Annotated in this window: 26 protein-coding genes; 17 read left to right on the top strand and 9 right to left on the bottom strand. The window is 66.9% G+C overall.

From position 1 onward, the window contains the following. The first annotated feature begins 139 nt into the window (after positions 1–139). Positions 140–1873, top strand: a complete 1734-nt coding sequence (locus tag WEG36_07470; protein MEX1257440.1) for an AAA family ATPase — start codon at positions 140–142, stop codon at positions 1871–1873. Between the two features lie 231 nt (positions 1874–2104). On the opposite strand, the gene WEG36_07465 is transcribed toward WEG36_07470, so the two are convergent. The 3 genes from WEG36_07465 to WEG36_07455 all read right to left on the bottom strand — a co-directional run bounded on the left by WEG36_07465 (position 2105) and on the right by WEG36_07455 (position 3637). Continuing rightward, positions 2105–2461: a DNA-binding protein gene (locus WEG36_07465; protein MEX1257439.1), complete on the bottom strand. Its 357-nt coding sequence runs from the start codon at positions 2459–2461 to the stop codon at positions 2105–2107. A gap of 6 nt (positions 2462–2467) precedes the next feature. Next, complete coding sequence (locus WEG36_07460) at positions 2468–2758, bottom strand: AbrB/MazE/SpoVT family DNA-binding domain-containing protein (GenBank protein MEX1257438.1); 291 nt, start codon at positions 2756–2758, stop codon at positions 2468–2470. 129 nt (positions 2759–2887) lie between these two features. Continuing rightward, positions 2888–3637 (bottom strand): class I SAM-dependent methyltransferase, encoded by a 750-nt coding sequence (locus WEG36_07455; protein ID MEX1257437.1) that lies wholly within the window; start codon positions 3635–3637, stop codon positions 2888–2890. A 96-nt stretch (positions 3638–3733) separates the two neighbouring features. Here WEG36_07455 and WEG36_07450 point away from each other — a divergent pair, with 96 nt between their 5' ends. The 8 genes from WEG36_07450 (at position 3734) to WEG36_07415 (ending at position 12189) form a co-directional block, all read left to right on the top strand. Continuing rightward, positions 3734–4888, top strand: a complete 1155-nt coding sequence (locus WEG36_07450; GenBank protein MEX1257436.1) for a lipid A deacylase LpxR family protein — start codon at positions 3734–3736, stop codon at positions 4886–4888. Positions 4889–4915: 27 nt separating this feature from the next. Beyond that, the gene (locus tag WEG36_07445; GenBank protein ID MEX1257435.1) at positions 4916–5854 is read left to right on the top strand and encodes a hypothetical protein; all 939 of its coding nucleotides are present in this window, start codon (positions 4916–4918) and stop codon (positions 5852–5854) included. Positions 5855–5939: 85 nt separating this feature from the next. After that, positions 5940–7085, top strand: a complete 1146-nt coding sequence (locus WEG36_07440; GenBank protein MEX1257434.1) for a mechanosensitive ion channel family protein — start codon at positions 5940–5942, stop codon at positions 7083–7085. A 203-nt stretch (positions 7086–7288) separates the two neighbouring features. Next, positions 7289–8494, top strand: coding sequence for a hypothetical protein (locus WEG36_07435; GenBank protein MEX1257433.1), 1206 nt, complete (start codon positions 7289–7291; stop codon positions 8492–8494). Between the two features lie 17 nt (positions 8495–8511). Beyond that, complete coding sequence (locus WEG36_07430; protein MEX1257432.1) at positions 8512–9435, top strand: metal ABC transporter substrate-binding protein; 924 nt, start codon at positions 8512–8514, stop codon at positions 9433–9435. Positions 9436–9464: 29 nt separating this feature from the next. Then, positions 9465–10265: a metal ABC transporter permease gene (locus tag WEG36_07425; GenBank protein MEX1257431.1), complete on the top strand. Its 801-nt coding sequence runs from the start codon at positions 9465–9467 to the stop codon at positions 10263–10265. Positions 10266–10660: 395 nt separating this feature from the next. Beyond that, a complete protein-coding gene (locus WEG36_07420) occupies positions 10661–10960 on the top strand; it encodes a hypothetical protein (GenBank protein MEX1257430.1) in 300 nt (99 codons plus the stop codon). A gap of 1016 nt (positions 10961–11976) precedes the next feature. After that, positions 11977–12189 carry a hypothetical protein gene (locus WEG36_07415; GenBank protein MEX1257429.1) on the top strand — a complete coding sequence of 71 codons (213 nt, stop codon included), beginning with the start codon at positions 11977–11979 and terminating at the stop codon, positions 12187–12189. Between the two features lie 404 nt (positions 12190–12593). Here the strand turns inward: WEG36_07415 and WEG36_07410 are convergent, their stop codons facing one another. Then, positions 12594–13517 (bottom strand): hypothetical protein, encoded by a 924-nt coding sequence (locus tag WEG36_07410; protein ID MEX1257428.1) that lies wholly within the window; start codon positions 13515–13517, stop codon positions 12594–12596. 390 nt (positions 13518–13907) lie between these two features. Between WEG36_07410 and WEG36_07405 the strand changes: the two genes are divergently transcribed. From WEG36_07405 to WEG36_07385, 5 genes are all read left to right on the top strand, one after another. Continuing rightward, entirely contained in the window at positions 13908–14534 is a 627-nt protein-coding gene (locus WEG36_07405; GenBank protein MEX1257427.1) for a hypothetical protein, read from the top strand. Between the two features lie 54 nt (positions 14535–14588). Next, positions 14589–14819 (top strand): hypothetical protein, encoded by a 231-nt coding sequence (locus WEG36_07400; GenBank protein ID MEX1257426.1) that lies wholly within the window; start codon positions 14589–14591, stop codon positions 14817–14819. Between the two features lie 97 nt (positions 14820–14916). Beyond that, on the top strand, positions 14917–15258 hold the full coding sequence (locus WEG36_07395; protein MEX1257425.1) for a PadR family transcriptional regulator: 342 nt from the start codon (positions 14917–14919) through the stop codon (positions 15256–15258). Beyond that, positions 15258–17960 (top strand): ABC transporter permease, encoded by a 2703-nt coding sequence (locus WEG36_07390; protein ID MEX1257424.1) that lies wholly within the window; start codon positions 15258–15260, stop codon positions 17958–17960. Before WEG36_07395 ends, WEG36_07390 begins: the two co-directional genes overlap by 1 nt. Next, positions 17960–20695, top strand: a complete 2736-nt coding sequence (locus WEG36_07385; GenBank protein ID MEX1257423.1) for an ABC transporter permease — start codon at positions 17960–17962, stop codon at positions 20693–20695. Before WEG36_07390 ends, WEG36_07385 begins: the two co-directional genes overlap by 1 nt. Before the next feature lie 43 nt (positions 20696–20738). On the opposite strand, the gene WEG36_07380 is transcribed toward WEG36_07385, so the two are convergent. The 4 genes from WEG36_07380 to WEG36_07365 form a co-directional block, all read right to left on the bottom strand. Continuing rightward, positions 20739–21299 (bottom strand): hypothetical protein, encoded by a 561-nt coding sequence (locus WEG36_07380; protein ID MEX1257422.1) that lies wholly within the window; start codon positions 21297–21299, stop codon positions 20739–20741. 24 nt (positions 21300–21323) lie between these two features. Beyond that, entirely contained in the window at positions 21324–21548 is a 225-nt protein-coding gene (locus WEG36_07375; GenBank protein MEX1257421.1) for a hypothetical protein, read from the bottom strand. Then, on the bottom strand, positions 21539–21805 hold the full coding sequence (locus tag WEG36_07370; GenBank protein MEX1257420.1) for a hypothetical protein: 267 nt from the start codon (positions 21803–21805) through the stop codon (positions 21539–21541). Before WEG36_07370 ends, WEG36_07375 begins: the two co-directional genes overlap by 10 nt. Positions 21806–21964: 159 nt before the next feature. After that, entirely contained in the window at positions 21965–22384 is a 420-nt protein-coding gene (locus WEG36_07365; protein MEX1257419.1) for a hypothetical protein, read from the bottom strand. A 155-nt stretch (positions 22385–22539) separates the two neighbouring features. Between WEG36_07365 and WEG36_07360 the strand changes: the two genes are divergently transcribed. The 3 genes from WEG36_07360 to WEG36_07350 all read left to right on the top strand — a co-directional run bounded on the left by WEG36_07360 (position 22540) and on the right by WEG36_07350 (position 24351). Next, positions 22540–22905 (top strand): FtsX-like permease family protein, encoded by a 366-nt coding sequence (locus tag WEG36_07360; protein MEX1257418.1) that lies wholly within the window; start codon positions 22540–22542, stop codon positions 22903–22905. Between the two features lie 92 nt (positions 22906–22997). Further along, a complete protein-coding gene (locus tag WEG36_07355; GenBank protein MEX1257417.1) occupies positions 22998–23204 on the top strand; it encodes a DUF2892 domain-containing protein in 207 nt (68 codons plus the stop codon). A gap of 229 nt (positions 23205–23433) precedes the next feature. Then, complete coding sequence (locus WEG36_07350) at positions 23434–24351, top strand: hypothetical protein (GenBank protein MEX1257416.1); 918 nt, start codon at positions 23434–23436, stop codon at positions 24349–24351. A gap of 117 nt (positions 24352–24468) precedes the next feature. Here the strand turns inward: WEG36_07350 and WEG36_07345 are convergent. Next, positions 24469–26131, bottom strand: a 1663-nt coding sequence (locus WEG36_07345) for an FtsX-like permease family protein (protein ID MEX1257415.1), incomplete at its 5' end; no start/stop codon positions are given.

Below are 26131 nucleotides of genomic sequence, written 5' to 3'. Positions count from 1 at the left end.
GGTGACGCAGGGGCCCAGGAAGTGGAGCGCGCGGAAGCCGGCGATGAACTCCCCACCGATCCGGAGGACCCGGAGGGGTTCGGCCGTCCGGCTCCGGGGTCCATCGAGGAAGATCTGCTCGTCGGGGGCGGTGGGCGTCTTGCCCCGATCCCTCGGGCCCGGGGACTGGTCCGCCCTCCCCTCCGCTCCATATTCCTCCGACATGGCCGTCCTTTCCTTTGAGGAGCTCGTTCGAGCGCTGTCCGATCCCGGCGCCTACCCGGGCCCGGCGGCAACGGTCGAGTGCGTCCAGACGCACATCTCCGTGGTCTTCCTCGTTGACCGCCTGGCATACAAGCTCAAGAGGCCAAAGAACCTGGGCTTTCTCGACTTCACCTCGCTGGAAGATCGGCGCCGCTTCTGCCACGAGGAGGTCCGGCTCAACCGGCGCCTGGCTCCGGGGGTGTACGAGGGCGTCGTGCCCGTGGTATTGGACGAGGGCGTCGTGCGAGCCTCCGTGGAAGTCGTCGAGTCCCCGACGGCGGACCCGGGGGGCCAGGTCCTGGAGTGGGCAGTTCGCATGGTTCGCCTCCCCGGGGACCGGAGGCTGGGCGCGCTGATTAAAAGTGACCGAGTCGGACCGGGCGAGCTCCAGCGCCTGGCCGGGCGGCTCGCGCGCTTCCACGCCGCCGCCGAGCGCGGGAGCAGGATCTCGGAGTGCGCGGGTTGGGAGAACGTGTGGAGGAACGACCGCGAGAACTTCGAGCAGATCGAGAAGTTCATCGGTCGGACGATCTCCGTGCCGGTCTTCGAGATGCTCAAGACCCTCATGGCCGGGGAATTGGAGCGACGGCGCGCCCTGATCGAGCGACGCGCCCGGGAAGGGGTGGCGCGGGAGATCCACGGCGACCTCCGTTTAGACCACGTCTATCTGCTTCCCCCGGGAGTTCCTGGGCGCTCGGAACGGGGGAGCGCGGATGCGTCCCGTTCCGGCGAGGCCGAGTTCGTGATCATCGACTGCATCGAGTTCAACGAGCGGTTCCGGTGGGCCGATCCCGTGTCGGACATCGCCTTCCTGGTGATGGAGCTGGAGTTCATCGGCCGAACCGATCTCGCCGCTGCGTTCTCTCGGGCGTACTTCACAGCGGCGAACGATTCGGAAGGGTCCGAGCTTCTCCCGTACTACGTCTCGTACCGGGACGTGGTGAGGGGGAAGGTCCGTTGCCTCCAGTCCGAGGACGAGCTTCTTGGCGCCGGCGCGCGAGCCGAAGCCGCGGCAATCGCGACCCGGCATTTCTTCCGCGCGCTCCTGCGATTGTCCCGGCCTTCGGATCGGCCCGCCCTCGTCATCGTGCACGGCCTCCCGGGTGTGGGGAAGAGCACCGTGTCGCAGGCTCTCGCCGGCGCATCGGGGTTCCACTGGATTGATACGGACCGGGTCCGGAAGGAGCTGGCGGCGGCAGCCGGCGCCGAGGGCGCCGGCGTAGAGGAGTACGGCGGCGGGATCTACTCCGCGGAGTGGAACGAGAGAACCTACCTCGAGTGCGAGCGCCGGGCGCGGGAGATTCTCTGGAGCGGGGGCCGGGTCGTCGTGGAAGGCTCGTTCCGGCGGGAGCGCCACCGGGTCTCGTTTCTGGAAACGGCGCGGAGTCTCGGTGTCGCCGTCCTCTTCCTGCACTGTTCGGCCGGGCCGGCGGAAGCTCGCAGTCGGCTCGCAAAGCGGTCTTCCGATACTTCGGATGCGAACTGGAGCATCCATGAGAAGATGGCGCGAGATTGGGAGGCACCGTCACCTTCCACGGCCTCGTTCACCCGCGAGCTTTCTCTCGAGGGGGAACCCGACCAAGCACTCCTCCGGGCGCGCGCGATCCTTAAGGAGGAGGGTCTGGTGTAGGTTCTGTTCCACGCAGGAGCCCGGGAAACCGGGGGGAGCACGCCATCACGTGCGTGATCGCGGGACCGATAGTGGTCAGGGAATCCTGGCGCGCTCCCCCTCCATCTCGACGAGCCCCATCCGATTCCCGGCGGGGTCGGTGAATAGTCCCAGGACGACGACTCCCGGGACCTCGAAAGACTTGGGTCCGGTCCCCGGGCGAGGCGAGAACCAGTCCGGGAGGAAGAACGATCACGCCGAGGGGGACTTTCCGAAAAAGCGCCCGAAATGCCGCCGATCTCCAGTGATGAGATGTGTTGCGTTCGAGGCCAGGGCGCCCGCGAGGATGGCTTCGTCGCCCGCGGGGAGTCCCGTGGTTCCGATCAGCGCTTCGGGGAGGACTGCCTGCGCGACCACCGTCGTCCCTTGAAGGAGTCGGCCGAGTCTCGTTCGTTGCTCGGCATCCTCGAGATTCCGTCCTGCCTCTTCCACCGCGTAGGTGGACGAGAGAATCGTGATCCCTTCGATTCTCCAGAGCCGGGTCACGCCGGCGTCCGCCCTGTATGCCGCCGAAAAGAGGACGTTGGCGTCGAGGAAGAGACCGTCCAACGGCAATTACGGCCGGTCGCGGGGGACGCGGTCCGGATCGAGGCCCATCTCCGTCACCACTTCGCGCGCGGCGAGGTAGTCCTTCCCATCCACCGCGTTGGAGAGCAGGAACTCTGCCCGGCGCTCAGGCGAGTAGACTTCAACGAGGAGCGTGACGGCCGGACGAATCAGGATTCCCTGGGGCGAGTCTTCGGCGATTACCTCGGACCCCTCGTCCAACCCGAATTCCCTCCGGAGCGAGGCCGGAATGACGAAGGTGCCGCGCTTACCGATTTTGCCGGACTCCGAGATTCCCATGGACCACCTCCGTATGTCAGAATATCCGATATTCTGACATTGAAGCCAAGCTGCGGGAACGGACTCTGCGGGCCAGGACCCTGGCCCAATCCCTCATCGTCCCGCCCACGCGTTTCAGCTGAAACGCTTTCATGCACCCGCAGAAAGGGGCCGCCGCCCTAAGAACACCTCGTAGGTACCCGGCTCGAGCTCGGAGTGATCGAAGGGAATACATTCCGCCTCGAATCCCGCGTCTCGCATCGCCTGGAGCCAGAGTGTCCGTGGGAAGAGTCCCTCAATGTGCCGGTCATGCACCACGCGGAGGGACTCGCCTTCTCGTAGCACGAGCACGTATTCGACCTGGACCTCGGTGTCCGCCGGATCCGGATCCCAGCTCCACTCGAGAAAGCGGAGACTCCGCCCTTCCCCGTCCTCGCCCCCGTGGTCGGTCGCGGGGCGAAAGGTCTCGCGCACATGATCGGGCGCGAAGAGAACGGCGCCGCCCGGCTTCGTGTGGACGTAGGCGGTTTCCATCACCCGGCGCAGATCCACCTCCGTGACCATGTACACGACCGCGTCGTGCACGAAGACGGCATCGAAGGTCCGGTCGAGCCGAACCGTCCTCATGTCCCCCTCGATATGCTCGCACTCCGGATTCAGGGCGCGGCTGACGGCGACCATTCCCGGTGCGATGTCCACGAGCGTCAGTTGGAAATGGCTCTTCATGTGTGAAGCGTTGTTTCCGCCGCCGCACCCGAGCTCGAGGACATCGCGGACTTCGAGGGAGGCCTTGGCCTGCAGCGTATTCCGGTAGAACTCGGCCTCTTCGGCGTAGTCGCCGGGAGCGGAGAGGAGGGGCCACCAGGGCGCCAGCTCCTCGTAGATCTTGAAGGGGGTCACCCCGGAAGCTCGCTCGGGGGTCGGGGCACCGGGAAGCCCCGGACTTCGAAAGAATCGTTGCTCTCGGGACGACCGGATGTTATTGGAAGGCGGAAGATGCGAAGACTCCTCCAAGGCGTCCTGCTCATGGGCCTTCTGGCCGGGCCCTTCTCCCAGGAAGTCGCTGCGCAACCCGTGGTCGGGGGCGCTTCGGGCGTGGACCCGCAGAAGGTCTTCTCCGGATTCACGCTGATCACGGAACAGGACTTTCTCCTCCCGGCGCGAAACGAGGACCGGAACTACACGATGGGAGTGGGATTCGGCTTCGCGGGAGAGCTTGGATACGACGTGGACGCGGTGTTCAATCCCTGGCGCGTGACGGCCCTGGTGCCGCTCCTCCGCGAGGCGATGGACCGCACGATTCCCGGGCTCGCGTGGACATCCAACTGGCTCGACGACCGGACGGGAATCTCGGAATATTCCTGGACCTTCGGCACGACCGCGTTTACACCGGACGAGCTCGCGAATCCGGACCCCATCTTCGACGATCGTCCGTACGGCTCCCTGCTCTTCCTCTCGTCCCGGCGCATCCGGGTGGACCGCAACGAACGGTGGGCGATCTCCTCCGATCTCACCCTGGGGATGCTCGGGCTGGACATCGCCGAGGAGGTTCAGACCTGGATCCACGAGAGAATCGGCGCGGACGTCCCTCGCGGATGGAGGCACCAGATCTCGGAGGGGGGGGAGCCCACGGCGATGTACACCTTCAAATACCAGCGACTCCCCCGCCTCTTCAACGACCGCTTCCAGTCCGACGGTGCTCGCATGGAGTGGGCCTGGCACACCCTGGGACAGCTCGGCTACTACGTCGCGGCCGAAGGCGGTCTCTCCCTCCGGGCGGGTTGGTACCAATCGAGGTTTTGGCAATGGGCCTCGAACCCTCTGAATTCGCAGAACGAGGCGGTGGGAGATGCTGAGGAGGATCGTGGGGAGGATCGTGAGCTCTTCGCCTTCGGTGCGTTGCGGGGACGCGCGGTGCGCCACCAGTCCCTTCTGGAGGGACAGTTCAGCACGAGCACGGTGACCGTCGAAGCGGAGCCGTGGATCCTGGAGGGTGAGGCCGGCGTGTCGGGATCCATGTTGGTGAAGGGCCGGCGAGTGGGACTCACCTGGGTGATGATCGCCGCGCGGTCACCGGAGTTTCGGGATGCGGGTGAGCCGCGGAGCCATTGGTGGGGTTCCGCGTTCGCGACCGTTCGCTTCGGCGGCTGACCATTCTCACCGATCGGGGAGCCTTCCATGAATCGGCTTTTTGCGGTGAACGGCATCGACGAGGCGACGGTCGCGGCGTATCACGAATGCGTCTCGAAGTACCTGGGCCGCCCGGAGGTCACCGCAATCGATGTCGGATACATCCGGCGCGGCGGCAAGGCGACATCCGACATCGGCGTCCGCATCCATGTGAGGGAAAAGGTGGATCTGATCCACCTCGAGGCCAGGGAGGCGTTCCCGGACCGGATCAACGGCGTGGAGGTGGACGTCCTGGTGTCGCGATTCGCGAACCACGACGGCTCCGTGGCCGGACACTATGTAAAGGATCCTCGCCGGTGGCTCCCGCGGAATCATTTGCGTCCGGGAATCAGCATTGGGGATGACCGCGAGGCGGGCACCGCCGGACTTTTCGTGACCGATCAGCAGTCCGGGGATCCGTGCCTCCTCTCGTCCGACCATGTGATCGCCTCGGACACTTTTCCCGACAACGGCGACCCCGTCTACCAGCCGGCCAAGCGGGACGACCCGGGGAGGGTCATCGCCAAGCTGCTTCGGTGGGACCGATTCACCGGATCGGCCGTCGCGCGAGTCGAGGATGGGGTCACCTTCGACAACCGGCCCTTCGGTCGAAGTCAGGCCATAGCGGGAGTCCGGGAGCCCGCGCTGGGCGACATCCTCGAGAAATCGGGGCGGACGACCGCCATCACGCGCGGAAGGGTCGAAGGGTTGGGAAATACTTTCGACGGGGTGGGAAACGCCTTTTATCTGGTCCCGGAAACCCCCAACACCGGAAACCTCGAGCTCACCTGGAAAGGCGACTCCGGAGCGATCTGGTACGACCCGGGCACGATGAAGGCCGTGGGCCTCCATGTGAAAGGAGAAGCGGACCCGAATCCCGCCAACGAATACGCGGTGGCGAGCAGTCTCACCGCCGTGCTCGAACAGCTCCGCCTCCAAACTCCGTAGGGGTGGGACCCAGTCGCCGGCAAGGGCAGGGATACGACGAGCGCGGCGGGTTGCCACGACGGCACGATTGAGAAAATATGGGGGGATGAACGTCTCTCAGCCGACCGCGCCGCCGCCAACCTGGCTTCCCGATTGGATGCTCGGAGTCTGGGCTCTCTTCGCGGAGCACCCGTTCGTGCTCGCCTCGCTGATCGTGCTCGGGGGCGGGGGCTTCGCGGTGCTCGCACGAGTCTTCGTCCTCTTTTGGGGCCTCAAGGTCGCGCGGCGGACCGCAACGGACCTGGACGAGAAGTTGGTGCGGCTCGGGGCCTTCGTGGCGGCGCTCTTCATTCTCTACCTGAGCTTGATGGCCGCCGTGCAGACCCTCCCGTTCGGGGAACGCGCGACGACCGTTCTCACGCAAGTCGTCGTCAGCTTTCTGGTGCTGCAGCTCATCCGTGTCGGGCTACAGGCGTCTCACATCGGCCTCGCGATCCTGAGCTATGCCCGCCACCGCTTCCCCATCGTGGAGGAGCGCACAATTCCGGTCTTCGATTTGGTCGCCACGGTGATGATCGTCGCCATCGCGGCGTACGCACTTCTCCAGATCTGGAACATCGACGCAACCGCATGGCTGGCCTCCGCCGGCGTGGTCGGGATCGCCGTGGGGTTCGCGGCCAAGGACACCCTTGCAAACCTCTTCGCCGGCTTTTTCATCATCGCCGACACACCGTACAAGGTGGGGGATTACGTCGTGCTGGACACGGGCGAACGGGGGGAAGTCACGAGGGTGGGAATCCGTTCGACCCGCATACTCACCCGCGATGACATTGAGATCATTGTCCCGAACTCACAGATGGCGAACTTCAAGGTCGTCAACGAGTCCGGAGGCCGGTCGACCAAGGTCCGCATCCGGATCAAGGTGGGCGTGGCCTACGGATCCGATGTCGACCACGTGGTCGCCGTGTTGGAGGACGTGGCCCAAGTCCACGAATCGGTCTGCCGGGATCCGGCAGCGCGGGCGCGGATGCGGGGCTTCGGCGACTCCAGCCTGGATTTCGAGTTGCTGTGCTGGGTGGAGCACCCCTCTCAGCGCGGGCTGGTCTCGCACGAGCTGTACATGGACATCCACAAGAGGCTCCGCAGCGAAGGGATCGAGATTCCGTTCCCACAACGGGACGTGTGGATGCGCCGCACACCCGGCCTCGAAGGCGGGGAAGACGCAGGGAAGGTTTCGGGACCGCCCGGGTGACCGCGGGGGCATCACGGCCTGATGGACTTTGAATTTCCTTCTTCTATCCCCGGTGGGAGGGCCGTCCGCGCCTTTCTCTCGGCTCAAGGTGGAGGCGAGTTCGCGGCGCGCCGCTTAGGCCAATCTCAAGCGGTCGTTTAGGCCCTTCATAGAACCCTTGCCAGAGTGTGATAATCGGTTATCATGAGCGCATGCACCCGAACATGGACGTACCCGCCCCCGTCGTGACCCGCCGCCTCCTCCTCGCGGCCACACTACCGTTGGCGATTGGCGTTCCCACATCGCTCGCCGCCCAAGACAACTCGTACATGAATGTTGGATTCGTCGGACAGCTCGATTTCGGGTGGTCCACGGAGGCGGACGTCGTGACGCTCCAGGCCGGGCATCACGATCCCGGCGTGCGGGGCTTCACGATTCCGAACGTAGAACTGACGCTCGGGGGTGCGGTGGATCCGTATTTCCAGGGGTTCAGCGCGATCGTCTACAAGCTGGACGCCGAGGGTGAAACAGGGGTCGAGCTGGAAGAAGCGTACCTCCTCACCACCGCGCTTCCCGCGAACCTCCAGGTGAAGGCCGGGCAGTTCTTCGTGGAATTCGGCCGACAAAATCCGCAGCACCCGCACTCCTGGGCTTTCGTGGATCAACCGCTCGTTCTGAATCGGCTTTTTGGTCCCGATGGGCTTCGCGGCCAGGGGGTGCGGCTCTCCTGGCTTCTTCCCACCCCCTTCTACGCCGACGCTCAGATCGGCGTCCTGAACAGCGTCGGAGAGACCACGTTCAGCTTTCGGTCGGAGGAATCGGGGGAAATCCATGGAGGGGAGGTTTCCGAGCGCGAGGTAGAGGGAGTCGGCGACTTCCTTTTTGTACCTCGACTCGCCGCCTCCCTCGACCTGAGTCCAACGCAGACCGTGCTCTTCGGGGCGTCGGCGGCGGTGGGCCCGAACAACGCGGGATCGGACACCAATACCCATATCTACGGCGCCGATCTCTATTGGAAATGGAAGTCGCTCACGGCTTTACGGGGCTTCCCCTTCATCTCGTTCCAGTCCGAAGCGCTCCTTCGCCGGTACGAAACCGATGAACGCGCCGCGGCCGGCGAACCGTCGGAGATGCTTCCCGCGGAGACGTTCGAGGATCGGGGGGTGTATGCGCAGCTCCTCTGGGGTATCAAGCCGATGTGGGTGGCCGGACTTCGCACGGATTTCGTGGACGGGGACGAGACCGCATTCGAGGCGGAATTCCGTGGTGAGCGCACGCGCGTGTCGCCCAGCTTGACCTGGTATCCGAGCGAGTTCTCCAAGCTCCGGTTCCAGTACAACTACGACCACAGACCGGACGTCGGATCCGACCATTCCGTGTGGCTACAGGTGGAGTTCATCCTCGGCGCGCACGCCTCGCATCAGTTCTAGAGGGAAGCGGAGGGCAGATGAAGAGAACGGTGGCGAACTTCGCGGCGGCGGTGATTCTCCTGTCATGGGCCGGAGCCGCACCTCTCCAGGGGCAACTCAGGGTGGTCGCCACGACGCCTGACCTGGCCGCGCTCGCCCAGGCGATCGGGGGCCAGTCCGTCGAAGTCACGGCGCTCGCAAAGCCGACCGAGGATCCACACTTCGTGGACGCCCGCCCGAGCCTCATCGTCACACTGAACCGGGCGGACGTGCTCCTCGAAGGGGGCGCGGAGCTCGAGCTCGGCTGGCTTCCTCCGCTCCTCCAGAGCGCGCGGAACACGAAGATCGCGGTTGGCGCTCCGGGAAGGATCTCCGCGAGCGAGGGGATCACTCTCCTCGACGTGCCGGCGACACTCGATCGTTCGCGGGGTGACGTCCACGCGCTCGGGAATCCCCACTTCCTCCTCGACCCGGTGAACGCCCGGACGGTCGCCCGGCTGATCGCGGAACGTCTCGCGCAGGTGGATCCCGCGTCGGCGGCACAGGTCCAGGCGAACTTGAGATCCTTCGAGGCCACCCTCGATACCAAGCTGACGGAGTGGCAGAACCGCCTCGCACCGTCCCGCGGAGCGGCGATTGTAACCTTTCACAACGACTTCCGATATCTGGCGACACGTTTCGGGCTCGAAGTCGTAGCCACGCTGGAGCCGCGGCCCGGAATCGCGCCCTCCCCGGCGCACCTCTCCGAGGTGATCGCGACGATGAGAGCCGAAGGTGCGCGTGCAATCCTCGTACAACCCTTCCAGAATCGAAGGACGGCGGAGACAGTCGCCCGGCAGACGGACGCCGTGGTGCTCGATCTCCCTCAACAGCCCGGCGTGGCCCCGAACACGGATTCGTACTTCGGGCTGATGGACTACATCGTCGAAACGCTGGCGCGCGCCCTCGGAGCCGCAGACTGACGGTGGATCTTCAGATCGTTTGGGAGGTCATGAAGTGGCCGCTCGCGGCATGCCTCATCCTCCCTCCCCTTCTCGTGTACCTCGGGCTCCACGTCGTAAAGCGCGAAGTCATCTTCGTGGACCTCGCGCTCGCTCAACTCGCCACGCTGGGCAGCTCCTTCGCCCTCCTCATCGGGTATGACTTCCACGATCGACCGGTCTTCTGGATTTCCCTCGGGGTGACCTTCATCGGCGCGGCCCTTTTCGCCTGGACTCGCGGAAGCCGCGAACACCGGGTCCCGCAGGAGGCCATCATTGGGATCACCTTCGTGGTGGCGGCGGCTGGTGTGATTCTCCTATTGAGCCGGGTCGCCGGGGGACGGGAGGAGCTCGAGCATCTTCTCACCGGCGATATCCTGAACGTCACCGCCGGAGAGGTGGGACAGCGCGCCATCCTCTTCGCCCTGCTCGCTGGATTCTACGGTGCATTCCACGAGCGCTTCGCGCTCATCTCGACCGACGCCGAGGTTGCCCTCGCGCGGGGTGTGCGCGTGCGGATGTGGGACTTTCTCTTTTACGCGGCCTTTGCGCTCGTGGTCGTGAGCTTCGTTCGACTCGCGGGAGTGCTCCTTACCTTCGCCTATCTCATCGTTCCGGCTGCCTGCGGCCTGATGCTGGCCAGGTCGTGGAGGGCGACGCTCATCGTAGGCTGGGCGGTCTCCGCCGCCGCGAGCCTCCTCGGGCTGGCCGCGTCCTACACGCTGGATCTCCCGACCGGCTCGGCCATCGTTGTCGCGTGCGGGCTGGCTCTTGTGAGCGTCGCGACTTTTCGGGCGCTCCGGCCCCGCTGATCGCGGGCGGCCTCGACGGCCCGCCCACATTTTTTTTCTGGTCCTGTCGAAGATCGCGCCCCAGCTTTGTTCCGCGCTCCCCGCCCGCGGATACCCTTCGCGACTTCTGGACCTGGAAACCTCGGAAGACGGACCATGCCACGCATCCCTGTCCGCAGTCGCGTCTTGGCCACTCTTCTCCTCGCGTCCCTCGCATCCCGCGGAGGAGGCAGCGGGCCGACGGCACGCGGGTCACCCCCGAACTCACCGACCAACGTTCAGGTCGACGGCATGGGCGATGGGCTGTCACGATCTCCTGGAGCGCGGTAGCCGGCGCCACGCCCTACACGATCTCCTTCGCCACGCAGACCGGGGTTACCAAGAGCAATTACAGTGGCTTGCCGGAAGGGACTCGGGTGCAGAACGTCACGTCGCCGAGTGAGATCACCGGCCTCACCGAGCCTGAGACCCATTACTTCGTGGTCACGGCCTCCCATACCGGGGGAGAGTCCGGTGAATCGGCCGGGGTCTCCGCGGCGCCGGAGGTTGCGCTCAATCCGCAGGCGAATATTCAGCTGGCGGGCGGCAGCCACACGGTCACGTCGATGAACGTCCCCGCGGGCGTCACGGTGACCCTTACGGGACCGGTCGTGATCCATATCAGCGGCGACGCCATCCTCAACGGAACTGTCACGGGCAACTGCCCAGTCGATTGAGACCAGCGTCACGGGAGACTTTGCCCTCGGTGGACTCCTGACGAACGCCTGCGCGCCTCCGCCGGCCGGCGCGGCACCCGGCATCACCGTCGTGGCGGCCGGCGATCCGACCATTGGATCGGCCCCTTCGGCTCAGCCCGCCATCGTGTCGGATGGATCGGTGCGACTCACGGACACCTCTTACCAGAATGTGAGCTTCGAGCCCACCTTCGATGTCGAGACCAGCCCGCCCGCGCCTGGAGCGAGTGCCGGGCCCGAGTTGCAGGCCCCTGCCGGCGGTACCACGACGGTGAACGCGCCCATCGTCGCGGGGCCCAGAGAATCCTCTCGGACGAGCAATGACGGAGACATCGTCGTCGCCGCGAATATCACGGCCGGGGATGGAAAGAACGCTCCCGCCAAGGTGGAATCGCCGCTGTGCCCCAATACGGGAGACGCCGGGCGGGGCGGGATTGACCTTCGGCGCCGGTGTGAGAGTCATCCGAGGGAATGGAGGCATGGGTGGCCGTGCGAGGGCGGAAGGCACCCACGCGATAGTTCCCTGCGCGGATGGCGCCCCGGCGATCGCCACCGGAGGACTCGGTGGGACGACAGGGGGCGCCGGTTACATCGTCCTCCAGCCGGGGACGATCACGGGTGCCCCCGTCGAGGAGGACGGGAATGGAGGAAAGGGTGGAGAAGGAAGCGCTAGAGGGGGGACGGCGGGGACGCCGAGGCGCTCGGTGGTTTTGGCGGAAACGGCGGCGACTGCTGTGCGCCGCCCATGGCGGGGGGTGCGGGAGGCAAGGGCGGAGACGCCATCGCCACAGGTGGGATGATCGGAACCCTAGGGACCGGTGCCGGCAAGCTGGGTCAAGCGGACACCTTCGGGGGTGACAACGGAGACGGGGGCGGTGGGAATGGCCCCCGAGCCGGAGGAGCGGCCTTGTTCACTCTGATCGCAGCGACGGTCACACAGCTCACGGTCACGCTCGTCGAAGGGGCAATCATCGTTACGGGGAACGGAAATTGGATTTATGGTATCCGGGAACACCGACCAGAACGGCAACTTCGTTGCCAGTGGTGTCGGGACGGCAGCCGGCTACCCCGGCACAAGCGCCGTCTTCACGGGGACGATCGTCAGAGACGCGATGGAGGTGCCAGTCGGTGTGACGGGAGCCTACACCGTGGGAGGAAACGGGTCGCTCCCCGGAGGCCAGCCGGTGATCTGTCAGGTGGCGGACAACTGACTTGTCGGGAGGTACCAGGGAGGCGAGGACGACTTGCCCTCGTCGAGGGGCGCTTTTCCAGGAGGCCCCAAAAGGCCGCTAATGGCTACCGTCGAAAGTGGGTTGGAGAACACGGTCTCACTGATCCACTCGATACTCGGCCAGGATGCGGCCGTCGTGACGTAGCCCTCGGTCGCTCGCAAGATCGTCCTCGGACGGTGGGTGTAGTTGCCCCGACCCGCTTGGGGCGCCGACGCGATCGCGAGTGGATCAGCGACGAGCTCTTCCAACTCCTGGATCATTTCGAGCACGACCTCGGCCAGACCGAGCCCGGCAAGAAGCGGCGTCCAGGGCCTCCGCCGACCCGCTCTCCTCGATGACCCACGCAGCAACCGCGCGTGTTGAGGGCTCTTGTTGAGGGTTCTTTACGGCGGCGAGTTTTTGTGGCGGACGCGCATCCATGCGTTCTCGCTGCACAGGCCACAGATCGCCGGCGGATAGAATTGGGCCTTCGCGGTTGCGTCTCCCATCAGCTGATATCGGAACCAGGCCACGGTCGCGCCGTGGATTCCAGGATTCATGGCGTCCTCGTGAACGCCCACGAATTGAGCGTCGACGAACTCCGTGGTGATGTCGGCGAATGCCTGGTCGGCGACCGCGTTGGACCGCGCGTCTTCGGTGGCGCTGACGATCAACATCGACGCCGCGTGTTGCTCAATGTGGGGACGCTGATAAGACATGATCGGCATCAGCGGCATGGTGGTGACGATTCCCGCCGGGCCGGGAAGGTTGGCGCCCGCCGTGATGCTGGCGCCCCCGCCCTGGGAATGCCCGGCCGCCCCGATCTTGGTGACTTCCAACATTCCAAAGTAGGGGCTCCCGGTGCGGGCGTTTTCGGCGACCAGCCAATCAATCGCCCCTTGGTGAATCGCGCCGCCCGCGGTGGTGTTGGTGTGGCCGCCCATCACGACAAATCCGTGTGACGCCCAATGGTCCAGCAAGTCTTGGTAGCGACTGATCTCGTAAAGCGTTCCGTTGTTCCAGCTGATAATGGGGTGTTTACGCCCTTGCGCCCCCAACATCGCGGGCCGGACGATGTCGTAGGCGGCGTTCGGACCGACGTTGGCCTCGCGCTGGATGGGAAACGGTCCGCGCGCCGCGAAGTCAGTGACCGCCGGCCAGGCGTTGCCGTCTGCGCCGCCTCCCGTGTCCACCGCACTGCCGCCCGCGCCCCCTTGCCCCGACGTAGCGCCGGAGCCGACGGTGCCACCGGAACCAGGGCCCGACGATGAACACGCGGAAAACGAAAGAGCGGCTGACAGCACAAACCCGAGGACGAGCTTCGTCATGGTATCCCTCCCTGGACAATTCAGGACGCGGGCTCACCACTCGTTCGGAGACTGGGCGCCGCGCTGACTGTTGAAACATACATGGGTCCTGGCTCGGCTGTCCCCCCTCTTCGCGCCTTTCGCAGTGCGGCACTCGAGCCCGTGGGAAAGGGGCCAGCCGGCCCAGGGCGGGAATGATTCCCTCCCCCCGGGTGAGTTCTTCCCGTCCCGACCTCGCGGCGGGCGTTCCGCGCCCGCATCGAGCCTTGCGCCTGGCCTGATGCCCACGGGCATGGATCGTGCTTCTCTTTCCCTGATGGAGGCCCGTCCGGACCGCGCTCCCCTGACGCGTGCGCCAAGGTCCGGCACCTCCTCAAGTGCGAACTTTCGACGATTACGAGAGGCACGGTCATGGCACAGGCAAGAAGGCTGGACCGGGCGGCAATGATGGACTTGTTGCCGAGCGGCCGGCCCAGATTCGTATCCGCGGCTTACCACGACCTCGACGAGGCCCTCGACGCCTCGAGAGAGTTGGAGAAACGGGGATACGCGCGACGGCAGGTCTCCGTCTTCATGACGACGGAGAGCCGTTCACGGTTCATCGATTCGCATCCCCGATACGGTGAGTTGGAGTCGGAGGCGATCGTCGTCGAGAAAGTCGAGCTCGAGAAACATCGAAAGACCCTGGAGGGAGCGGGTGCCGGTGGCACGATCGGCGGAGCGACCGGCGCCGTGGGCGCCGCGCTCGCCGCGGCGAGCACCACGCTCGTCGTACCCCCGCTCGGTCTGGCGGTGGCGGGACCAATCGCCGCCATGCTCGCCGGCGGGGGAGCCGGTGCGGCCGCCGGGGGCCTCATCGGGGCATTTGTGGGTGCGGGAATGAGCGAGGACCGCGCACGGCGCTTCGAGGCGCTCATCAAGGAAGGAAAGATCATCGTCGGCGTGCTCGCCGAGACCGACGCCGAACGCACCAACGTCGTCGAGATTCTCGAGAGCCACGGCGGGGATCTCGTATTTCAGGACCAGGACGCCGACTAGACGCGACCTGTTCGTCGAACGCGAAGTGACCCGACTTTGTCCAGAGGAGGATTCATGATCGGCAAGATCGCAACCGCCCTCGCATACGCGAAGGCTCCGAAGACCACGTTCATGGTCAAACACCCCGTGAAGGGGACCAAGGCGTTCGTCTTCGCGAAAGGGCTCCAGGCGATATTCACGAAGCGCACGGTCCTCGCGCTCGGGACTGTCGCGATGGTTCCGGTGGCCGCCGTGGCCTACAAGCTTCGTCGCGGCAGGAAAGGAGCCGCGAGCCCGGTCAAGTGATTCGGCGGGCGCCGAGCCTCTCGGGAGCCCGTCTCATGCTGCCCTTGACTGCTTAGGAGAAGCTCGGTAGTCTCTCCTAACCTTCATAGGAGAGACGATGACGGACCAGGCCAACATCCTTCCGGGCACCCTCGACCTTCTCATCCTAAAGGCCGTTTCCCTCGGGAAGCTGCACGGCTATGGAGTGCTCCTCCGGATCGAGCAGATCTCCGGGGGCGCGCTTCAGATCCAGCAGGGCGCCCTTTACCCGGCGCTCTACCGACTCGAGCACAAGGGGCTGATCCAGAGCGAGTGGGGCACCTCGGAGAACAACCGGAGGGCGAAGTACTACAGCCTCACGAAGGCGGGACGACGGCAGCTGGGTGAGGAGGTCGCGAGCTGGAATTCGCTCGCGGACGCGATCGCGCGGGCGCTCTCGGCGCGGCCGCAGGAGGGGTGATGGGGGTCCTCGCCCGCTTCCGCTCGCTCCTCCGCGGGCTCTTGCGCCGCTCAGATGTGGAATCCGAGGTCCAGGAAGAGTTCCGGCAGCACATCGAGCTGCGGGCCGCGGACTTGATGCGCGACGGGATGTCGCCGGATGAGGCGCGACGCCGAGCGCATGTGGAGTTCGGGCACGCGGAGGGGTTGCGCGACGAAGCGCGCGCGTCCCGCGGACTCAAGTGGTTCGACGGCCTCCACTTCTCCTGGCTCGACGTGAAGCTCGGACTCCGAATGCTGCGGAGGTACCCGGGGATGACCGTCACGGCCGGGCTGGCCCTGGCGTTCGCGATCGGGGTCGGCGCGTCGACGTTCGAGATCATCACCCAGGTCGTGAGCCCGAGGCTTCCCCTGGACGAGGGTGACCGGGTCGTCCGAGTGAGCGTCCGATACGGCCAGGACGGTCGGATCGAGCCGGAGACGCTCGCGGATTTCGCGATGTGGCGGGACCAGGTCCAGTCGATCAAGCTCGGCGCCTACATCGAGTCCTACCGAACCCTCGTGGGCGGCCAGACCGCAGGGGACCCCGTTCTCGTGGCGGAGACGACCGCCTCGGCTTTCTCCATCGCGAGGGTCCCCCCGCTCCTCGGCCGCCCGCTCATCCCCGCGGACGAGGAGCCAGGGGCGCCGCCCGTCGCGGTGATCGGGTACGACCTCTGGCGATCTCGCTTCGCGGGCGATTCCACCGTGGTAGGGCGGAATATCGTGCTGGGCGGCACGCGAACGATCGTGGGGGTCATGCCGGACGGGTTTGGGTTCCCGATCTGGCACGCGGCGTGGATGCCGCTCCGGGTTTCGGAGCTGGCCTCCGATCCGGCGCGAGCTCCCGGAGCCGAGGTGTTCGGTCGGCTCGCGGCGGGCGCCACGGTCGAGGAGGCGCAGGCGGAGCTCGCGACAGTCGGGCTCCGGACCGCTTCCGCGGTCCCGGGGCGCTCCTTCCGGAACGCGGGAGTGGACCGCTATGCGCTCGGGATCACGAGCATAATTTCGGGAACCTCAAGCGGCGTGGCGGTCCTCCTCGCCCTCTCTACGAACCTGCTCCCCCTCGCCCTCCTGGCGCTCATCTGCGCGAACGTGGCGCTGCTCGTATTCGCTCGCACGGTGGCTCGCGAAGGAGAGATCGTGGTCCGCACCGCGCTGGGAGCCACGCGACGTCGCATCGTCACCCAGCTCTTCACCGAGGCGCTGGTCCTGGGAACGCTCGCGGCAGTCCTCGGGCTGGCGGTGGCCGGCGTCGGCGTCGGATGGACCTTCGACGTCATGTGGGGAGAGATCCTGGAAGACTTCCCGCTTCCGTTCTGGTTTCACGGGGGTCTATCGGGCCCAACCGTCGTCTATGCCGGCGTGCTCGGGGTCCTCGCGGCGGTCGTCGCCGGAGTCGTGCCCGCGCTCAAGGTCACCGGGGGCATCGGCGGCCGCCTGAAGGAAACGAGCGCGGGGGGCGGCGGGGTCAAGCTCGGGGGGGCATGGACCGCGGTGATTGTCGTGCAGGTCGCCGTCTCGGTGGTCGTCCCGGCCGTTACGTTGGCGCTGGTTCGCGGCGGGGAACGCGTGACTCCCGCGCTGCCGTTCCCGGTGGAGGAATACGTCGGGGCCGCGCTCGACTTCGACCCGCTCCTGGCGGGCGAGGTCAGGGCGGACGCCGGTGCCGCGGAGCTCGCGGCGAGATACGGCGCCGCGCGGGCCGAGCTGGAGCGGAGGCTCCTCGTCGATCCCGAGGTTTCGGGCGTCACATTTTCCCGTCGGCTGCCGCTCCAGTATCACCCGTGGAATCAGATCGAGGTGGACGGAGGCGCGATCGAGCCTCCCGACGAGCGCGGCCACAGGGTCGGCGTGGTCGCCATCGAACCGGACTACTTCGAGGTGCTGGGAGTCCCCCTCCTGGTCGGTCGAGGGTTCACGCTGACGGAGGCCGAATCCGGAGCACAGGTCGCCATCGTGAACCAGCCGTTCGTGGAGAACGTGCTCGGAGGGGGAAGTCCGATCGGACGGCACGTCCGCATCCTCGCGAACGAGGACGCGCGGGAGCCTCGCTTCGACCGGCCTTGGTACGAGATCGTGGGGGTCGCGCCGAGCCTCGGCACCCGGTCCGGATACGGGTTCGGGGGGATCTACGTCCCGTCCGGGCCGGAACCGGCGTCCCCCACGTACATCGTGGCCCATGTGCGCGGGGACGCACCGGCGTTCGGGCCCCGCCTCCAGGAACTTGCTCTCGACGTGGATCAAGCATTGACCCTGACGGGCGTCATGACCCTGGACCGGACCACTGAATCCGACGAGCGGTTCTCCGCCTTCTGGATTCGAATCGCGACCGCCGTCAGCGTGCTCGCGCTCTCCCTGTCGCTCGCCGGAATTTACTCCGTTTTCTCCTTCACGGTCGCCCGCCGAACGCGGGAGATCGGCATTCGCGTGGCTCTGGGAGCCGACGCCAAGAGCGTGGTCGCGTCGGTCTTCGCGCGTCCGCTCTTTCAGGTGGTTTTGGGGGGCGTGCTCGGAGGGATCGCGACCTACGGGCTCGGGACCGTCGGCGAGTTCTCTCTGAGCTCCGCGGTGGGAGTGCTGGCATACGTCGCTCTCACGCTCGCCATCTGCCTGCTGGCCTGTGTCGTCCCCGCCCGGCGCGCCCTCCGGATCGAACCCTCCGAAGCGCTCCGGGCCGAATAATGCTCGCCCGCCTCCGCTCGCTTCTCCGCGGGCTCTTCCGACGCGACACCGTGGAAGCCGAAATGCGCGAAGAGTTCCGGCATCACATCGAGCTGCGGGCGGCGGATCTGGTGCGCGAGGGGTCGTCGCCGGAGGAGGCACAGCGCCGGGCCCACCTCGAGTTCGGACACGCGGAAGGCCACCGGGAGACGGCCCGCGCCTCCCGCGGCCTCAAGCGGTTCGACGACCTCCGCTTCTCCTGGCTCGACTTCAAGCTCGGATTCCGGATGCTCGTGCGGTATCCGGGGCTGACCCTGATGGGCGGCGTGGCGATGGCGATGGGGATCGCGTTCGGGGCGGGACTCTTCGAGTTCGTCATGCAGTGGTCTCGACCGGAGCTGCCCTTCGCGGGCGGAGCCCGCCTCGTCGGCATCGAGGTCCGCGATACGGAGACTGGAGGCGTAGAGCCTCGCATCCTGCACGACTTCGCAAGGTGGAAGGAGGACCTCCGCTCGGTGGAAGAGTTGGGCGCCTTTCGACTCGCGGGCCGGAACCTCGTCACCGGAGACGGGCCGGGCGAGCCCGTGCTCGTCACGGAGGTCAGTGCGTCAGCTTTCCGGCTGGTCGGGGCGCCCCCGCTCCACGGGCGCACGCTCCTCGAGGATGACGAGAGGGCGAACGCCTCACCGGTCGTCGTGATCGGGCATGACCTCTGGCAGGACCGCTTCGGGGGCCGATTGGACGCGGTCGGCACGACGATCAGGCTGGGCGGCACGCAGGCCACGGTCGTCGGCGTGATGCCGGAGGGCTTCGAGTTCCCACACTCGCAGAACATTTGGACGTCCTTGCGGTTCGACCCGCTCGAATTCGCCCCCGGCGAGGGACCGGCGATCTACCTGTTCGGGCGGCTGGCCCCCGGCGCTTCGTTGGAGCTGGCGCAGGCGGAGATCGAAACCCTCGGATTCCAGGCCGCCGCTGCGTACCCGGAGACTCACGCCGGACTCGCGCCGCGAGTCGTGCCCTTCCCGGAGCTCGTTCACATGCCGGCGCCGGGCCTCTTCAATCCCGAGTTTCTCTTCCTCAACCTCTTCATCCTCGCGCTCGTGGTTCTCCTCTGCGCGAACGTCGCGCTCCTGCTCTTCGCCCGGGCGGCCACGCGCGAAAGCGAGCTCGTGGTTCGAAGTGCGTTGGGAGCCGGACGTCGCCGCATCGTCCTCCAGCTCTTCTCCGAAGCGCTCGTCCTCGGTGGCGTGGCCACGGTCGTCGGCCTCATGGGAGCGAAGTACGGCTACGAGTGGTTCCTCACCGCGATCGAGGGCGCCGAAGGACCGCTCCCCTTCTGGTTCGAGCCGAGAATCTCGCCGACGACGGTCCTGTATGCCCTCGGCCTGACGGTCGTGGGCGCCGCGGTCGCGGGAATTCTCCCCGCGCTCAAGGTCACCCGGGGCGTCGCAGCCAGCTTGAGGGAATCCACCGCGGGGGGCGGCGGGCTTCGATTCGGGGGCGTGTGGACGCTCGTCATCGTAGCGCAGGTGGCTCTCACGATGCCCTTGCCGGCTTTCACGTACTTCGCCCTCGACGAGATGGCCGGCGTGAGCCGGCTCCACGTGGACATCGCAACGGAAAACTTCCTGACGGCCCGCCTCGAGCTCGATCGCGACCTCGAGTCCATCGCTCCGACCGATCTGTTCGACCCGAACAACGCGTTCGGAGGCTCCGGGCTCGAGTCGGATTCCGCATTCCTGGCCCGTTACGCCTCCAACCTCGACGAGTTGGAGCGCCGACTCCTGGCCGAGCCTGCCGTCCGGGCCGTGACGCTCGTCGACCGGCTCCCACTCACCTACCACCCGGCTCATCAGGTCGAGCTCGATGAGGGCGCGATCGCCCCGCCCGACGAGCGCGGACACCGGATCTCCACGGCCCGGATCGAACCCAACTACTTCGAGGCGTTCGGCGTTCCCATCCTGGTTGGCCGCGGGTTCGATTCGGAGGACGTGATCTCTGGCGCGCGGGTGGTCATCGTGGACGAGCCGTTCGTGGACCGCGTCCTGGGCGGCCGGAATCCGATCGGGTTGCGACTTCGATACATCGCGATCGAGCGCGCCCCGCCCCCGGGGCCGGATGCCCCCTGGTACGAAATCGTCGGGGTGGTGGGCGATCTCGGCATGGAGAACGGATATGGACGGGGAGGGGTCTATCACCCGGTCGCTCGGGGAGAGAACTACCCGGCGAGCCTCGTCATTCACCTGAGCTCGGATCCCACGGGATTCTCCACGCGACTCAGGACGCTCGGCGCGGAGGTGGACCCGACCCTCAGAGTGGAGAGCCTCACTTCCCTCGAGGACATCGCGAACGGAGAGGAGGGGATTTACGCCTGGGGCGTTTCCGCGGTCGTTCTCCTTACCTTCACCGCGCTCATGCTCTCCCTCGCCGGGATCTACGCCGTCATGTCGTTCGCGGTGTCGCGCCGGACCCGGGAAATCGGCATCCGCGTCGCGCTGGGAGCGAAGCCGCGGTCTCTCCTCCTCGCGATCTTCCGCCGTCCGCTCGTGCAGGTGGGGCTCGGTGTTCTTGCGGGCGCCTATCTCCTGGGCATGCTCTCACATTGGATGTTCGGCGGGATCACTCTCGGACAGATGCTCCTTGTGGCGGTCTACGCCCTCGTGATGGCGGGCGTCTGCCTGCTCGCCTGCGTCGTCCCGACGCGACGGGCGCTCGGCGTCGAGCCGGTGACCGCGCTGCGGGCGGAGGGCTAGGCGGACCAGGGCATCGTTCTTCCCTACCGGTCCTCCGATCCGCCTATCCCGCGTCGCCTCCCGCGACCAGTGGAAGCACCCCCCCGGGGGTACCGAAGTGCAGCACCAGACCCTGATCCTCGATCGGGCTCTCTGCGTCCGGGGCCCTGAAGCTCCCGGTATCCCGGTGAAAGTAGAGGGCTCCGAGCTCGTCGGCGGGGCGACTCGATACGAACGTCTCCGCATCTCCGAGCGCACGAAGCCACCGATCCTTGGCTTTCGCCGCGTCAATCGGGCGGGCCAGGTGGAGCCGGTCCATCTCCGATTGCCGGGGACGCCCCCTCCGTTTCAGGAGCTCCAGAATCGCGTGGGGAGAGAGCCCCGGGTCCTTCCCGGCTGCGGCCCAGATCAGGGCCCCAAGGGGAAGAATGCGTTCGTGGGCCTCGAGCAGGTCCACGTAGTCTCGTGCCTCGTCGCGGCCCGCCAAAGCCAAGAGCTTGTTGATGGCGAGGTCCACCTCGTGAAGCCGGAAGCCACTCGTCTCGTTCCGCACCGCCGGCATGAAGCGCCATGCCGAATCGTGGGCCCAGTCGATCCGGGTGCGCTCGTCGCCGCGGGACACCATGGCGCGCACGTTCCCCGGGAGGGCCTACTCGACGCCGACCGTGAAGCCCCGGCCCTCGAGAAGGGAGCGATCGGCCTCGAAGGCCTCGGCCACCCGGCGCTCCGAGTCGTGGAAGAAGTCCAGGTCCTGGCTGAACCGGGTCGAGTTGGGCGCCGCTTGGAGGGCTCCTCCGCCGGCGAGATAGCTGTCCGGTTGCCGATTCGTCGCCAGGAGGCGGAGAATTTCCGCCTGGAAGGGTGTCAGGGGCACAGGGCCCTCCCGGCGAGCCAGGCCTCCCGATTTCCGTGCTTCATGAGCTGGCGGGCCACCCACTCCACGTCGTCCATGCCGATTTTCAGCTCCGGAGAGCTGGACCAGAAACAAGAGGCATGGAACCGACGGTAGGCACGGCGGGCCTCCCGGACTGCCACCATGCGGCGGGCCGTTTCCGGGTCGAGGGTGCGACGGCTCGCCTTGCCACCCTTCCGTCCGATCTCCTGCAAGTACTCCCGTATCTTCGTGTCCATGACAAACAATAGCCGCTTATGATCCTTCGGGCCAGTCGCCGCCATCGATTGGTGGACTTTTCGGCCCGAAGTGGCACCGGAATCGGCACTAACGTTCCGACTCGCTGAGCCGGGCGAGGTGCGCTGGCCGATCCAGCCATGGCATGGAGCGAACCGCGCCTAGTCCGGTGCGGGCCGCCCCAGGGCGACCGCCGTCACCCCGCCCACCACCGCGAAGTGCACGCCGCTGATCAGGGGATCCACGAGAGTCGCCGTCAGGTTCATGAGGTTCGAGCTCCCGAACATCGTCAGGTCGTAGGAGAGCGCCATCAGGAATCCGACGATTGCACCCACCTTCGCTCCCCCGCCGGCGGACCCCCCTTCCCCCCATCTCTGAATTACGAGCGCGAGCAGGAGCGCTCCGGCGAGCTGACCCAGGGCGATCGCCCCGAGATTGAACGGCTCTTTCATAAGGTTGAGCGCGGCGCCCGCGTTCGATTCGAAGAATCCTGCCAGGGCCAGACCCCAGATCAGGTATCCGAGGACGAAGGCTACGATCGCACCGGCGAGGGTGGCGACCAGGATTCGGTTCCCTTTCATTGGGACCTCCGCGCTTAAGGGTATCCCTTCGGACCGACGCACGATGCGGCGGCGATCGCCGGACCGCTAGGGCGGTGCGTACTCGGGCGGCTCGAAGTCGGCTGTCGCCCGGACGCGCTGGAACTCAGCCTCCGCCTGATCGGCTGTCGTTCGCGGTGTCGCGGCGGACTCGGGAAATCGGCATCCGCGTCGCGCTGGGGGCGAAGCCTCGGTCTCTCCTCCTCGCAATCTTCCGCCGTCCGCTCGTGCAGGTGGGACTCGGCGTTCTCGCGGGCGCCTATCTCCTGGGCGTGCTCTCAAACTGGATTTTCGGTGGAATCACTCTCGGACGGGTGCTCCTCGTGGCGGTCTACGCCCTCGTCATGGCGGGCGTCTGCCTGCTCGCCTGCGTTGTGCCGACGCGCCGAGCACTCGGCGTGGAGCCGGCGCACGCGCTTCGGGCGGACGGCGGCCAGTCGGACAAGGTCCATCGTTGTTCGAACACCCCGTCCTCCCACCGTCCAGACCATCTTCCGCGCTAAGGCGCGTCGAACTCCCCGCCAGCCTCGGAAGGACCTAAGTTGGCGCTGGAGCCGTCGACTCGACGGTTCGGTTCCCAACAAGGGAGGTGGCCATGAAGTGCAACGTAGGCGGTGCGGAGCGCGTCGCGCGCATCCTGATTGGGATCGCGCTTCTCGGGCTCAGCTATTTCACGCTTGGGGGAACGGGCGCGACGATCGGATACGTGGTGGGCGGAATCCTGCTCGTCACCGGCCTCATCCGGTTCTGTCCCATCACGACGCTGCTCGGGATCAACACCTGCAAGGACGCTCCCGGCTGAGAGCATCCGGCTCGTCGGCAGGCTTCATTCTCCCCGCGCCTTCCTCGGCCGCTCGCCGCTCGAGCCGAAGATGCACCGCTGGCGGCACCCGCCCCATCCACCGCCGCGGGGGACGCGTGAAACGCTGGGAGTCGCCCCTGCGTAAGGTCATCCGTGAGAGATCATCACCCGAATTTTCCCTCTGCGTCGGGTGCGCCCCCGCGACCCCGATGACTCCGAGGACGCTGCCATGCAGATCATGAGACTCGACAAGCCGGCCACCCCGCTCCTTCTGGCGCTCCCCCTCATTGCCGCGCTCGCGGCCCCCATAGACGGACGGACGCCGCCTGCGGCGTCCGTCCAGGTCATTTCAGCGACGGGAACTGTGGACACCCGAAACGGGGAGGTCCGCGTCGAGCGCGGGACGACGTTTTCCGGACCACTCCGCGCGCAAAATGGTCGAATTACCGTCGGGAGCGATGCCCGGGTTCTGGACTTGAGTACGCGCAACGGCCGCATAGAAGTGGGTCCGCGGAGCTTGGTGGACGGTGCGATCGAGACGCGTAACGGTCCGATCACCGTCGCGGACGGGGTGACGGTGTCCGGACCCGTCGACTCACGGAATGGAGCCATCGAGCTCGGTGCGGACGTCGCGGTACGGGGACCGGTCGACTCCAGGAACGGCCGGGTCGTCGTGGGACGGATGGGCCGAGTCGAGTCCGCGATCCGGACACGGAACGGAGCCGTCACGGTTGAGTCCGGCGGGAGCGTGGGAGCCGGCATCGAGACCCGGAATGGGGGGATCCGATTGCACTCCGGGGCGGCCGTGGACGGGAGCCTTCAGGCCCGAAACGGACCGGTTCGACTCGAGGATGCGCGAGTGGGCGGAAACGTGGAGGTCCAAGGGGGGGACATCTATCTCTCAGGACGCACGGAGGTCCGAGGGGACGTCATTCTCCTCATGCCCGAGGATCGTGGGCTCGACCTCTGGTTTTGGCCATTCAATCGCTGGGGGGATGGAAGTACGCCGGTGATCCGCATCGACTCCGAGGCTCGCGTCGGCGGTCGCCTGATCGTCGATGAGCGGGCCCGACTCGAGATCGCCCCGGGCGCGGACGTGCCCGAACCGGAATATTATCCCAATCTGGAGGCCTGGACCGGCCGTTGACCCCGGCGGCGTGACTTGCCGCGTCGCGTTGAAGCAAGGCGTCCCGCAATGGCGAGCGCTATGCTTGGAATCTTCATCCGTGCGCTCCGCTCCACGCTCCGCCAAGCTCGGCTGGTCCTACTCGCTTCGCAGCGCTTCCAGCGGATTCACCTGTGACGCCCGCCGGGCGGGCAGGTAGAGCGCCGGCGCGGCCACGCCGAGCATGAGGGCCGTCAGGAGCGCGTAGCTGGCCGGGTCCAACGCGCTCACGCCAAAGAGCATGCCCTCCATGAGGCGGGTCAGGAGGAGCGCTCCCGCGAGACCGGCGGCGACCCCCGCCAGCACCACGCCGCCCCCCTGCCGGACCACCATCCGTCGGACATCGCCCGTCCCCGCGCCGAGGGCCATCCGGACGCCGATCTCCACGGTACGCCGGCTCACCGCGTACGCCACGACGGCGTAGACCCCCACGGCGCCGAGCAGCAGCGCGATGGCCGCGGCCAGGCCGATGAGGACGAGGGCGAAGGCCGTCGGCGCCGTCGCGGCCGCGATCAACTCTTCCACCGTCCTCACGTTCGCTAGCGGAATCGTCGGATCGAGATCGGCCACGGCCCGGCGCACGCCGCCGGCAATGCCGCCCGGGAGGATGGAGGTCGAGACGACGTAGGCCACCGTGTGCGGCGGCGGGCCGTCCTCCACGTCAGGTCGCAGGGGGAGATAGATCGTGCGGGTGAATTCCTCCGTCGCCACGCGACCGCGCACGTCGGACGCGATTCCGACCACCCTGTACCACGGACTGCCCTCGCCGTCGAACCGGATCCGCCGGCCCAGCGCGTCCGTCCCCGGGAAGTAGGCGCTCGCGCCGGCCTCGCTCAGGATCGCGACCCACTCTCCGCCCTCCGCCTCGTCCGCGGAGGTGAAGGTCCGGCCCCGTACGGGGATGCCCAGGGCGCGGAAGTATTCCGTCGTTGCGACCCGGGCACCGATCACGGGCGGGACCTGGCCCTCCGGCGTCGGGAATCCCTCGGCCTCCATGATCTCGCCCCAGCACATGTGGCCGGTCAGGGGAAGGCACTGGCCGATGGCGGCCGCCACCTCGACGCCCGGCAGGCTGCCGATTCGCGCAAGCAGATCTCGGTGGAACGACGCCGCGTGCGCGCGGGTTCCGTAGCGCAAGCCCGGAAGCCCGATGTCGAACGTGAGTCCCTCCCGCTCGGAGAAACCGAGGTCCACCGCCCGCAGCTCCTGGAATGTCCGGAACAGGAGCCCGGAGGCGATCAGGAGGATCAGCGCGAGGGCCACCTGCGCCGCGACCAGGACGTTGCGACCCCGGAGGCGGTCCCGTCCCGCCGTCGTTCGACCCGCCCGCTCCTTCAGATCGAGGCCCAGGTCGCCCCGGCGCCGCAGCATCGGGATCAGCGCCAGCAGCACAGCGGCGAGGAGGGCCGCGGCCAACGCGACTCCGACCACCGCCGGGTCGAGACCCACCTCCGAAAGGCGTGGCACATTCACGGGCGCGCGCAGCCGGAGGACGCGGACCGCCACCGCCGCGATGCCGATCCCGAGCCCGGCCGCCAACCCGCCGATCAGCAAGGTCTCCGAGAGGTAGCCACGGGCAAGGCGGCCGGCGTCCGCGCCCAGTGCGGCCCGCAGCGCGCGCTCACGGTGTCCTTCCTCGGTTCGCACCAGGAACAGGTTCGCGACATTCGCGACCGCGATCAGCAGCACGAAGCCCACGGTGCCCAGCAGGAGCCAGAGCGTCGGGCGGATGTCCCCGACCATCGACTCCTTCAACGTCACG

The organism is Gemmatimonadota bacterium (assembly GCA_040882465.1).
Classification (GTDB): Bacteria; Gemmatimonadota; Gemmatimonadetes; order Longimicrobiales; family Gaopeijiaceae; genus JBBEBG01.
This window is presented reverse-complemented; position numbering and strand designations above follow the sequence as displayed.